Below are 11,471 nucleotides of genomic sequence, written 5' to 3' on the forward strand. Positions count from 1 at the left end.
CCAATAAAATACTTGCGACTCTTAACTTGAAGTAGACTATGAGCCATTTATCGCCCAGTGAACTTTCCATTCTTTTGGTAGAACCTTCAGATATCCAGCGTCGAATTATTATTCAACGCTTACAACAGGAAGGTATTCTCAGCATTCAAACCGCAGAAAATATTGAAGCGGCTAAAGATATTATTGCTCGCCACAAACCCGATCTTATCGCCAGCGCGATGCATTTTGATGATGGCACCGCCATCGATCTCTTAGGCTACTTAAAGGCTAGCGCGGACTGCAAAGATATTCAATTTATGCTGGTATCGAGCGAGTGTCGCCGTGAGCAACTTGAGATATTCCGTCAATCGGGTGTGGTCGCTATCTTGCCTAAGCCCTTCAGTGCCGACCATTTAGCCACAGCCTTAAATGCCACTATCGATCTGCTCAGCCACGATGAGCTCGACCTCAGTAATTTCGATGTGCAGGATGTGCGCGTATTAGTGGTCGATGATAGCCGCATGGCAAGAAACGTTATTAAACGCACTATCGGTAACTTAGGGATGAAACTGATTACCGAGGCCGAAGATGGCGCACAGGCCATAGAGTTGATGAAAAACAATATGTTTGACTTAGTGATCACTGACTACAATATGCCAAGCGTAGATGGCCTTGCGCTGACTCAATATATCCGCAATGAAAGCCAGCAATCGCATATTCCCATCTTGATGGTGTCTTCCGAAGCAAACGATACCCACCTCAGCAATGTGTCCCAAGCGGGTGTGAATGCCTTATGCGACAAGCCCTTTGAACCCAAATTGGTTAAAAAATTACTCTATCAACTGTTAGAAGAATAAAACCAGAATAAAACTTAAGTCACGAACTGAGCAAATATTCTGCGCTTTACCGAACATCCTCCGGCACCTTAGACGCAAAAGGCTTTCCAAGCGCTAAACCTTATGGCATGTTAGGCACGCTTATTTCAAATAAATCTACGGAAAGAAGAGACAATAAAAATGAACAAAACTGAACTTATCGCCAAAATTGCAGAAAATGCCGATCTAACGAAAGTAGAAGCCGCACGCGCATTGAAGTCTTTTGAAGCAGCCATTACCGAATCAATGAAAAATGGTGACAAAATCTCCATCGTAGGCTTCGGTTCGTTTGAAACTGCGACTCGTGCAGCTCGCACCGGCCGTAACCCACAAACGGGTAAAGAAATTCAAATCGCTGAAGCGACTGTACCTAAGTTTAAAGCGGGTAAGACCCTACGCGACAGCGTAAACTAAGCGAGAAAATTCAAAACAACGCCTCCATTGTGAGGCGTTTTTTTTGCCCTATCCCAGTGAAACGCTGAATATTTTTTGCACAACAAGAGTGCGCCTCTGCCCCATAAACTGGCAAATAAAAACATTTTATTAACACTTGATATTCTAATATCTTGTTTTACATAGAATTGTAATAGTGGCATGTGATTAGCAAATCCCTTCTTAGAAAAAAACCAAGATGCACTAATGACCACTGCTTACTTAAGTGTGCCACTGGTGAATCGATAAATAAGTCAATCGAGGGGATGAGCATGAAGAAATCACTGTACAGCGTTTTGGCCTTATCGACGGGAATGTTACTGGCTGGCAATGCCTTTGCAGCCGTATCAGGCAACATTGGTGGTACCTCTAATTACCTATGGCGCGGTGCGACCCAAACTAAAGATGCGGTCGCAATCCAAGGTGGGATTGACTACAGCCATGATTCTGGATTTTATGCCGGCACTTGGGCATCGAATGTGGATTTTGGTGATGATACGAGCTACGAGCTAGATCTCTACGCGGGTTATGGTGGCAATATTACCGAAGACATCAGTTACGACTTTGGCTACCTCTACTACGCCTACCCAGACGCTCCTGGCAGCATTGATTTTGGTGAACTCCATGCTGCAGTAACTTGGAAGTGGCTTGAACTGGGTTACTCCCATGTCATCAATGCCGGTGACGATGTCGCCGCCGATCCGTTAGATAATAAAGATCTCAGCTATCTTGCCGCGACTGTCTCTGTGCCTCTCACTGAAAAACTTAGCTTATCAGTGCACTATGGCTACTCAAGCGGTGATGTTGTGCAATCTTGGTTTGGCGAAGATAACTATGCCGACTATAACGTCACACTCAGTGCAGATACCAGCATGGGCACAGTGTCGTTCATGGTTTCTGATACCGATCTCACCGATGATGATGCCAAACTGGTACTCGGCTATTCCTACAGCTTTGATCTCTAAGATCTAACATTTAGGATCTTACGTCTAAGCTCTAAGCATAAAAAACGCCACCTTAAACGGTAGCGTTTTTTTAGCGTAATCAACTATTAGGCAATAATAGGTCTATTGGTTTTACGGGCAGCGACCATTTTCTCGATATATTCAACAATAGGCTCAGTCACTGAAATCCCTGTGGTTTGTTCAATCCCTTCAATGCCTGGCGCCGAATTCACCTCAAGGATCAAAGGACCACGATTAGAGCGTAAAATATCCACCCCAGCGACCACCAATCCCATCGCTTTCACCGCCGCAATCGCCATCTTACGTTCCACTGCAGTGATTTTAACCACCTCACCACAGCCACCCAAATGCAGATTAGAGCGAAAATCCCCCTCGGGACCTTGGCGCTTCATAGAGGCGATGACCTTGTCACCGACAACAAAACAACGAATATCACTGCCATTGGATTCTTTAATGTATTCCTGTACTAAGATATTCGCTTTCAGCCCTAGGAATGCTTCTATCACGCTCTCAGCAGCCGTTTTCGTCTCGGCTAATACCACGCCAATCCCTTGAGTACCTTCGAGTAACTTAATGACTAACGGAGCACCGCCCACCATATTGATGAGATCGGGGATGTCATTCGGCTTATTGGCAAAGCCTGTCACTGGCATGCCAATCCCTTTACGGGAGAGCAATTGCAGCGCCCGCAATTTGTCCCGAGAACGCGCAATAGAGATTGAATCATTCGCCGCATACACGCCCATCATTTCGAACTGACGTACAACGGCACAACCATAGAAAGTCACGCTGGCATGAATACGCGGAATGATGGCATCAAAGCCAACTAATTCAGTGCCTTCGTAATGAATGCTAGGCTTAATGGAATTAATATTCATGTAGCAGTTCAGTGTATTGATCACAACCGCTTCATGTCCGCGGCTTTGACAAGCCTCCACTAAACGTTGTGTCGAATACAACTGGGGGAATTGGGATAAAATACCTATTTTCATTGCTGAGTGACCAACTTAAGCATGAGTGAATAAACCATTCTGCGGCACTAAAAGCACAGCGACAGAAAAAGGGGCTGATATTTGTCTATTGCTCAGTGTAAAGCAAGAAAATATTCCTCACCAGACGAAATCACTATGCTATTGAAATAGTTCGAGACCTCTCACACTGGGAACTGAGTTTGGGTTAGTAGTGGCAGAATATACTTGGCCTCAAACGCCGCGGCATCTAAGGGGCGAGAGAATAAATACCCTTGTAAAACAGTGCAATGGCGAGCAGTGCAAAACTCTGCTTGCTCAAACGTTTCAACACCCTCCGCCACAGAAATAACATTAAACCCATAGGCAAAGTTGAGTAAAGCGGCGAGCAATCGGGTGTCTTTTTCATCCTTATCGTAGGAAGCGACAAAGCTTTTATCGATTTTCAGCACGCTGATCGGAAACAGTTTGATGTGTTCTAATGACGAAAAACCCGTCCCGAAGTCATCGAGGGCAAAACGCACCCCTAATCCGGCGATTCTATCGAGCACTTTGGCATGTTCATGGGGATCTTCAATAAGGCAATTTTCTGTAATTTCAAGCTCTAATGCTCCAGCAGGCAGGCCTGTCTTCGTCAGTGTATGCACGATTTTATCAAACAGGTTCTCATTTCCAATTTGAGAGGCTGAAAGGTTTACTGCGATAGTGAATTCTTGGCCTAGGGGCTGTAATTGGGCTAACCAAACCTGTGCCTGGGTACAGGCTTGTTCAAGCACCCAATCATCAATGTCATCCATTAATCCAATTTCTTCGGCTATGGGCAAAAATTGATCTGGGGCGATAATACCATCCACAGGATGCTGCCATCGGATAAGGGCTTCCATCCCCACCAGCTGATGGGTTTTCGCATTAACCTGTGCTTGATAATGGACCTTAAATTCATTTCTTTTTAAGGCTATACGTAAACTTGACTCGATATGATTACGGTAGCGCACCTCTTTGTCTAGGGCTTCCGAATAAAACTGGATCTGGTTTCGGCCCATCTTTTTAGCGCGATACATGGCGATATCGGCGCATTTCATCAGCTCAGAACTGTTCGAAGCCGCTTCATTATAAAAAGCCACACCGATACTGGCACCGATAAGCACATCGTTATCACCGAGGCAAAATTCATCCTCAAAGACTTTGAGCAGTCGATTGGCCACTATCATGGGGAAATATTTATAATCGTTATCTGTCACCAGTACGACAAATTCGTCACCGCCTAAACGGGCAATAATGTCGCCATCTCGCAGCACTTCACTTAATCGAGCCGCCACTTTGAGTAACAGCACATCACCCGTTTGGTGGCCTAAGGTGTCGTTAATCGCTTTGAAATCATCGAGATCCAGTAAGATGACCGCTAAATAGTCGTGACAGCGTTTCGCCCTTGCGATCGCTCGATTAAGACACAGTTCAAAACCATAGCGATTAACCAGCTTAGTGAGCGAGTCGTGCTCGGCCAGCTCTTTTAGTTTTTGATGGCTATTCCGTAACGCCAATGCCATTGAAGATCTTTGTTTCGCGTAGCGAATCGCACGGGTTAAGATCCGCGAGTTAACCTCATCCTTAAGCAGAAAATCCTGCGCACCTAATTCAATGCAGCGCTGGGCCAGTTTCTCATCTTCATAGCGACTCAGCATCACGACCACAGTCTGATCTTGCGTCATGGCATTGAGCTTAATTAACACTTCTAACCCATTGGCATCGGGCAATAAATAATCCAATAGAATGCCGTCGAAATGACGTTCTAAGGCAAGATTCAAACCATCAAATGCACAATTGGCTTCGATCACATTAAACGTCAACTTCGACTGCCTAAGTGCTCGGATAATTGCCGTTCTATCGACTTCATCATCATCGATCAGTAGTAAATCCATATACTCACCTTATGCGGATGGGAGCTCGACTATTCGCCAGTAACCTTCAAGCATATTAAAAATATTGTTAAAACCGTCCTTTATGTCAGTTTTAACCATGTAGCCAGCCACATGATGGCTATAGGCTTTCATTCTATCTTCATCGGTACTCGACGTCGTGAGCATAAAAACGACAGATGATGAAAGTGAAGGATCTGAACGTATCCGCTCAAGAAACTCAAAGCCATTCATTCTTGGCATATTAAGGTCGAGCAAAATAAGATACGGGCCTTTAATCGTGTCTAAGCTGGTGAGAATCGCTAGTGCCTCAATGCCATCCCGCGCTCGTACTAAGGGATTGAGTAACCTAAGCTGTCTCATCGCCCGCTGCACGGCCATGTAATCCACATCATCGTCATCAACTAATAAAATGGTGACCTGTTGATATTGATCTGCTGCTCTCATAGAAGCTCCTTTTTCACTATTTGCTTAGGCCAAGTAAAGTAAAAACAACAGCCTCTGCCCTGCGATTTGAGTTGAATATTCCCACCTAAACTTTCAACTGTTTTCTTCACAAGTGATAACCCTAAACCACTGCCCTCTACTTCATCCCTAGGTTTAAGTGTTTGAAACATTTCGAAGACTTTATTCTGATAGGCACTTGAGATACCTGGGCCATCGTCTATCACACTGAATAGATAATGTTTATCCGCCGCGGCCTCACATAAGACAGTGATCACACCTGTGCCTAAGTCATGGTGTTTAATGGCATTGCTGATTAAATTTCGTATCACCAATTCCAACAGTGCGCGTACAGTATGGAAATTTGGAAACTCCCCTTTTAGAACTAATTCAAACCCCTGTGGCGGCGCGACGAGCGCAAACATGTCTTCAGCCAGTTGCCGACTGTTGACCTCGGTGGTTTCAGTATCGACACGGCCAATGCGGGAAAACATCAATAGCCCATCGAGCAATAACACCATGCGATGAATACGACTTTGGATCAGCCCGAGATATTTCTGCACGTTTTCATTGGTGTTATCGGATAAATCCTCTGCTAACCAAGAAGTTAACTGCTCGATACCCCGTAGTGGGGATTTCAAATCATGGGAGGCGATATAGGCAAAGCGGTCGAGTTCTTGATTAATCCGCTCAAGCTCTTGCATGTGTTCTGCACGCTGGACTTCAATGCGCTTTCGTTCAGACACATTATTAATTGTCGCAAGAATGAAAATACCATTACTGAAATGAATGGGCGTCAAACCCACTTCTATTGCGAGTAAGCTGCCATCCTTGCAACAGCCAAATAAGTCATCGCGCATCGACATATTCTTCGCAATCGGCTGCACTAAATAATGATTCATGTGCTGCTGATGCGCATCTCTCAGCACGTCTGGCAATAACATATTGATAGAACGGCCGAGTAACTCATCTCTGGCATAACCAAATAAGCGTTCGGCATGGGTGTTTACCAATGTAATAATTCCAGCCTTATCCACCATAAACAGTGCGCTTGGAGACGCTTCAATGACGAGTCTAAAGCGTTTTTCATTCGCGATGAGCTCGGAGGTAAGTAATGACTCTTTATATCGATTGCGCGCCATGATTAGCACTGAATAAAACAGCGCCAAAATAAAAGCGCTACCGATAAATTGTAGCCAGATACCCTGGGTTTCTTCTGATCTTGAAATAAAACGCGATTGTGACGAAATGTCTAAGCGCCACTGCCTACCGCCAATCAAGTCAGTCTGTGACTGATAAAACACATCTTTTTGATTTGGCAGTACTTTACTGCTAGTGAACATTAAACTGTCGGCATTTGCCTGCGGGTTTTCATAAATAGCAAGTTTCAAACCAGAGAATCGATCTCCCATAATCCCTTGCATGAGGTCGTCCATCCTAAACGCCGCATACACGAGTCCAATCGCCTGTTGTTTCCGTTCAGCCTCCGTTGCCACCGTTCCTTGATAAATGGGTAAATACATCAAGAAACCCGCTTGAGCATCTTCGGGCGTATCTTGAACTAAGGCCACCTTGCCTGAGATAGTTGGCTGGCCAGTGCTAATGGCGTGATCTATGGCTTTACGCCGATTAGCCTCGGAACACATGTCATAACCAAAGGCTCTTTGATTGCGCCAATCAAAAGGCTCTAAATACAAGATCACGCAATACTGATCACGAACTCCTTCAGGGTAAATTTTATAGTCTTTAAAGCCTTCGGCTTGAACTTGTTGAACGTGGGCATCTAATGTGTCAGGTTTAAGTAACTGAGCATAGCCAAAGCCTTGAAAACCTGGGTAATACTCAGATAAATGCGCATTGACAACATAGGTTTGCCACTCCTTTCGGGTCACATCATTTGAAGATAATAACAAGCCAACACCACCGCGTAAGACTTGCTCATAGGCAAGCATTCTGCGATTCACCGCTTCGGTTAACTCTTGCACACTGTTCTCGAAACGCTCTTCACCACGATCTCTAAGATATTGCTCCAGCACATACCAAGAGATGCCCATAAAAAGTAAAGCAGCGACAATCATCAGCCAGCTAGAGCTCAGCACGCTAAAGTAGATACTATTTGATGGGCTATGCGATTTAGAAAACTCATCCTTGTCCATATGAGCCAATTCCCTAGCAAAAGATTAGCAATAAACACAGCTACAAGTGTTGTTGTAATTACGCCTAAATTCAAGTTTATCCTACTATTTAACTAGGAATTAACCCGAATATATCGATGACGATGTTGTGCTCTCAATCACAAAATAAGCAAGAACTAAATTAATCAAATAGGCAATCCCAGTCTTGACTTGACGCTAAACCGCAGCGGGCACAATTATCCAGCTCACGGGCAGAAAATTTTACCCTGACTCACAAAATTATTTGCTTTTCTACCCTACTCTTTTTAGTTAGAAAGTCGTTAGGAACAACAAGAGGAATTCGTTATGGCTCATATTACTGAAGTCGTGCCCAACGATACTGAACTTGAGGCAATGACCACACCGAGAAACAGCAAAGCCGCTGAGGCAATGCAACATAGACGTGAAGTCAAAAAGCGTTTAGAAGACTACCTCGAACGGGCGGAATTAAAGCGTGCATTAGGAGATGATGATTTTTTCTAGCCGATTTGATCTCACTATCTAGTGGACAAAATTAGGGTGATGCTGCGTTAAATCGCAGAGTGTTCATCTAGAACTCACACAGTTCGTGTCCACTCAGACCTAATATCTCACCCAGCCCTCAGTGCTGGGTGTGACTTTGTTTAGCCCTCTTATGCCCACATTAAACGCTGCAGTTTCACTGTCACTTTTTACCGCTTTTATAGGCTTGAGTTTTAATCAGCAACCATTCGGCTTTAGCGCCTAAGTAAACGTAAGCACCTAATCCTACTAGTAAACCGACAACGGCTAACATCATCCAGATCGCGGGTTCAATATATTGTTTCTCACCGAGTGACGCCTTGAACATAGTCAATAAGGCCTCAATGGAAATGGCAATAAGGATGGTAGAAACAAACCGTGTAATGGTTCGCCGCGTTGAGCTGTGGCGAAAGATATCCTTATGCATTAGGACTTCTTCTTCGAGAATGGTTTTCCCGAGATCGAAAATCGCTAAAGCCAGCGTCATAAAAATAATGATCCCAAAGGGTTGCAGCGGATCTTGGCCAATTCGCTCGACCGTAAAGAGTCCGTAAATATCACGCAATGCGGTCCAGAGCAATACCGTGACCAGCACAAATAACCCCGCCACTATCACGCCATAAACCGCTTTAAATGCCGGCGTTACGCGCCGCCGGGCACTGTCGCCCATCATAAATTCAATCAAACGGGTCAAGTCCACATCCACCACTAAATAACCCAGTTTTTGCTCCTGTTGATAAATAGCTAGGGAGGCAGAAAGGCACAAATTGCCACTGGCATTGGATAAATAGGGACGCGTAATGTTCACGCCATCGGACTCATCACGATTAATGAAATAGGTCTTTGGCTGCGATCGCGATTGCCACCTAACGGAATTAACTCGATCTGATGGTCTACCACGGCGATATTTTGGCTTATCTGCAAGCCTTGGCTATCGAGTAAATACATCAGCTCAACAAAGGGATAGCTCTTCGCGATTCCTTTCATCGCTTTGACATCGACCTTAGGTTGCTTAAATAACTCGGCATCGGCAATCCCAGTTAAAATCGATTCCATCAGTTCATGCACTGTGGCCTCGTATTCGTGATACCGCTCGATAACACTCAAATAACTCATCGCTGCCATGTTTCGCTCCAATCAACCGATTTCTAAGTCCAGAACAAAGCAGTTTTAATGCCATATCAATAAAATACTATTAAACAAATAGTTACTAATTTATGGCTCATAAACACAGCGCTAAAATAGTCACAGGTGCACCAAAATGATTCACAAAACCGATAACAGTTAATTTATGCAATCGGTATATTTCCTCAGCTAGCCTGCGAATCAATATGAATAAATGAGGTTTAAGGCTATGATTAGCCACATCTCTCTCGCTGAAATTACCTGCAGGATATACGGGAATGTCTGAGTCGTTAGCCCAATATCAACAAGATCTACGCCGTTTTTCCGATGAATTAATTCGCATCCAAACGCCAATAAAAATCTTAGATGCCATCAAATGGCCGCGGGAAATGGAGGAGCGCTTTCTCTCGAATAAGGGCACTGTACTTCCGGCTATCAAGCAAGAGTTCTATCAAAACATAGCCTTACCTTTTGACCCCGTCAAAACCCACGCAGAACTCGCCACCCTAAAACAGGATATCCATAGACGTTTAGGTAAACGGGATAAACTCGGCAAGATATTGGTGGCTAACGTCGATCAATATCGCCTTGTGGTCGATATGCTCGAAAACAGAGGCACGCCGACCTTTGGTAAACTTAGCCAAGAATTATACGGCAGCGCGAGTCACAGATTGCACGGCGATCGTCATACGCTGCGACAGTTAGGCGATAAACTCAGTTATATCTTCTCGCTGCCGGCAGCGAGACACATGAATAAACATCATCCTAAGATTATTAGCGCCCCCGAAGCGGTTCACGTGCTCAGTCAACGCTTAGAGAAATACTTCCATAGCGATGACATGCGCGTGCGCCTCAGTGACGGTATCGTCTCCGATGCCGCTGTAGGTGGCGATACCGTTAAGCTCAATAGCAAAGCCATGTTCAGCGAGTCGGATCTCAATGTATACGAGGTTCACGAAGGTTGGGTGCATGTCGGCACAACGCTAAATGGTCGAGCCCAACCCCACGCCACTTGGCTCAGTGTCGGTTCGCCGCGGGTAGCCGCGACTCAAGAGGGTTTAGCTGTTTTACTGGAAATGCTGACCCTAAGTTCAAATCCGGGACGAGCTCGGCGTATTAGCGACCGTGTCGCCGCGGTCGACATGGCGGAAAATGGCGCCGACTTTATTGAAGTATTCAATTATTTCAGAGGATTAAACCTGAGCGCGACCGACAGTTATCGCGTCACCCAAAGGGTTTTCCGTGGGGGTATGGTAGAAGGCGGCAGCTTCTTCACTAAGGATATTTCCTATGTGCGCGGCTATGTGGAAAACATTAACTTTATCCGCAGCGCTATCACCTCAGGCCTTCCCGAACTTATCCCTATGTTGTTCCTCGGTAAATTGGCGATCGAAGATATCCCAGTGTTATACCAAGCTTGCCAAGAGGGCATACTGACGACACCGAAATATTTACCGCCCATGTTCGATAACTTTAGTGGTCTTTATGCTTGGTTTGGGTTCGCCTCAGGCTTAGCAGGAATCGATTTGAAAGGCGTACAACGTCACTTCACTCGCCTGTTTAAAGACGTACCAAACGTCGAACCAACCTTTGAGTTACTCGACGATACTGAGTTCGACAACAACTCGGATTAATACAGAAATGTTATTGATTTAAAATATAAAAGCTCACAACTATGTGAGCTTTTATATAAAACTAAACTCTAATCTTCGATAGAGAACCCTTCACCATTACATTCAAAATACAACTCACAGGCAGGATAACTAGCTTTGCCGCACGCGTAGAAAATAATGGCATTTCCACCCAACTTTTGAACTTGAACTTTCAAATCTTTTTTAAGATCGTCCAAACTGACGTGTTCAGCAGGATAAATTTGAGTACTGCAAAAGGTAGTGGATACTTCACCTAAGCTCATAAACTTGTGCCTAGATATTTCTGCCTGAGAATACACTTCAACAGTACTAGCGACGGCATTATTTAAAGCGACAGCACCAGCATTGGTTCGAAATGTCACGCCGTTACACGCTGTCAGTAGTGAGCAAAAAACAATGACACACAAACTTTTATTAAACATTTTATAAATTCCATTTTA

Annotated in this window: 10 protein-coding genes and 1 pseudogene; 5 read left to right on the forward strand and 6 right to left on the reverse strand. The window is 44.7% G+C overall.

Features of this window, described 5'->3' with window-relative positions:
* Nucleotides 1–38: 38 nt before the first annotated feature.
* The 3 genes from Q4Q49_RS12655 (at nucleotide 39) to Q4Q49_RS12665 (ending at nucleotide 2,251) form a co-directional block, all read left to right on the forward strand.
* Nucleotides 39–836: a response regulator gene (locus tag Q4Q49_RS12655; RefSeq protein ID WP_311999497.1), complete on the forward strand. Its 798-nt coding sequence runs from the start codon at nucleotides 39–41 to the stop codon at nucleotides 834–836.
* A 159-nt stretch (nucleotides 837–995) separates the two neighbouring features.
* Entirely contained in the window at nucleotides 996–1,268 is a 273-nt protein-coding gene (locus Q4Q49_RS12660; RefSeq protein WP_006079990.1) for an HU family DNA-binding protein, read from the forward strand.
* Nucleotides 1,269–1,558: 290 nt separating this feature from the next.
* Nucleotides 1,559–2,251 carry a TorF family putative porin gene (locus tag Q4Q49_RS12665; protein ID WP_261271791.1) on the forward strand — a complete coding sequence of 231 codons (693 nt, stop codon included), beginning with the start codon at nucleotides 1,559–1,561 and terminating at the stop codon, nucleotides 2,249–2,251.
* An 86-nt stretch (nucleotides 2,252–2,337) separates the two neighbouring features.
* Here the strand turns inward: Q4Q49_RS12665 and rimK are convergent, their stop codons facing one another.
* The 4 genes from rimK to Q4Q49_RS12685 all read right to left on the reverse strand — a co-directional run bounded on the left by rimK (nucleotide 2,338) and on the right by Q4Q49_RS12685 (nucleotide 7,735).
* Nucleotides 2,338–3,243: a 30S ribosomal protein S6--L-glutamate ligase gene (gene rimK, locus Q4Q49_RS12670; protein WP_006079988.1), complete on the reverse strand. Its 906-nt coding sequence runs from the start codon at nucleotides 3,241–3,243 to the stop codon at nucleotides 2,338–2,340.
* 161 nt (nucleotides 3,244–3,404) lie between these two features.
* Complete coding sequence (locus tag Q4Q49_RS12675) at nucleotides 3,405–5,138, reverse strand: GGDEF domain-containing response regulator (RefSeq protein ID WP_311999498.1); 1,734 nt, start codon at nucleotides 5,136–5,138, stop codon at nucleotides 3,405–3,407.
* 9 nt (nucleotides 5,139–5,147) lie between these two features.
* Nucleotides 5,148–5,582 carry a response regulator gene (locus Q4Q49_RS12680; protein WP_006079986.1) on the reverse strand — a complete coding sequence of 145 codons (435 nt, stop codon included), beginning with the start codon at nucleotides 5,580–5,582 and terminating at the stop codon, nucleotides 5,148–5,150.
* Nucleotides 5,579–7,735, reverse strand: a complete 2,157-nt coding sequence (locus tag Q4Q49_RS12685) for a CHASE domain-containing protein (protein ID WP_311999499.1) — start codon at nucleotides 7,733–7,735, stop codon at nucleotides 5,579–5,581. The genes Q4Q49_RS12680 and Q4Q49_RS12685 overlap by 4 nt, the downstream gene beginning before the upstream one ends.
* Before the next feature lie 324 nt (nucleotides 7,736–8,059).
* Between Q4Q49_RS12685 and Q4Q49_RS12690 the strand changes: the two genes are divergently transcribed.
* Nucleotides 8,060–8,236, forward strand: coding sequence for a PA3496 family putative envelope integrity protein (locus Q4Q49_RS12690; protein ID WP_006079984.1), 177 nt, complete (start codon nucleotides 8,060–8,062; stop codon nucleotides 8,234–8,236).
* Nucleotides 8,237–8,417: 181 nt separating this feature from the next.
* On the opposite strand, the pseudogene Q4Q49_RS12695 reads toward Q4Q49_RS12690, so the two are convergent.
* Nucleotides 8,418–9,379 (reverse strand): annotated as a pseudogene (locus Q4Q49_RS12695) (PDC sensor domain-containing protein).
* 278 nt (nucleotides 9,380–9,657) lie between these two features.
* Here Q4Q49_RS12695 and Q4Q49_RS12700 point away from each other — a divergent pair.
* Nucleotides 9,658–11,013 carry a flavohemoglobin expression-modulating QEGLA motif protein gene (locus Q4Q49_RS12700; RefSeq protein WP_220591207.1) on the forward strand — a complete coding sequence of 452 codons (1,356 nt, stop codon included), beginning with the start codon at nucleotides 9,658–9,660 and terminating at the stop codon, nucleotides 11,011–11,013.
* Nucleotides 11,014–11,081: 68 nt separating this feature from the next.
* On the opposite strand, the gene Q4Q49_RS12705 is transcribed toward Q4Q49_RS12700, so the two are convergent.
* Nucleotides 11,082–11,453, reverse strand: coding sequence for a hypothetical protein (locus tag Q4Q49_RS12705; protein ID WP_259523080.1), 372 nt, complete (start codon nucleotides 11,451–11,453; stop codon nucleotides 11,082–11,084).
* Nucleotides 11,454–11,471 lie beyond the last annotated feature (18 nt).

Origin of the sequence: Shewanella sp. SP1S1-7 (genome assembly GCF_031932105.1) — a bacterium.
Taxonomy (GTDB): Bacteria; Pseudomonadota; Gammaproteobacteria; order Enterobacterales; family Shewanellaceae; genus Shewanella; species Shewanella baltica.

What these genes read in the sequence shown, in the direction of transcription:
- Q4Q49_RS12680 (WP_006079986.1), bottom strand. Translation starts at nt 5,582, where the DNA reads ATGAGAGCAGCAGATCAATATCAACAGGTCACCATTTTATTAGTTGAT.
- Q4Q49_RS12675 (WP_311999498.1), bottom strand. Translation starts at nt 5,138, where the DNA reads ATGGATTTACTACTGATCGATGATGATGAAGTCGATAGAACGGCAATT.
- Q4Q49_RS12685 (WP_311999499.1), bottom strand. Translation starts at nt 7,735, where the DNA reads ATGGACAAGGATGAGTTTTCTAAATCGCATAGCCCATCAAATAGTATC.
- Q4Q49_RS12665 (WP_261271791.1), top strand. Translation starts at nt 1,559, where the DNA reads ATGAAGAAATCACTGTACAGCGTTTTGGCCTTATCGACGGGAATGTTA.
- Q4Q49_RS12655 (WP_311999497.1), top strand. Translation starts at nt 39, where the DNA reads ATGAGCCATTTATCGCCCAGTGAACTTTCCATTCTTTTGGTAGAACCT.
- Q4Q49_RS12705 (WP_259523080.1), bottom strand. Translation starts at nt 11,453, where the DNA reads ATGTTTAATAAAAGTTTGTGTGTCATTGTTTTTTGCTCACTACTGACA.
- rimK (WP_006079988.1), bottom strand. Translation starts at nt 3,243, where the DNA reads ATGAAAATAGGTATTTTATCCCAATTCCCCCAGTTGTATTCGACACAA.
- Q4Q49_RS12660 (WP_006079990.1), top strand. Translation starts at nt 996, where the DNA reads ATGAACAAAACTGAACTTATCGCCAAAATTGCAGAAAATGCCGATCTA.
- Q4Q49_RS12690 (WP_006079984.1), top strand. Translation starts at nt 8,060, where the DNA reads ATGGCTCATATTACTGAAGTCGTGCCCAACGATACTGAACTTGAGGCA.
- Q4Q49_RS12700 (WP_220591207.1), top strand. Translation starts at nt 9,658, where the DNA reads ATGTCTGAGTCGTTAGCCCAATATCAACAAGATCTACGCCGTTTTTCC.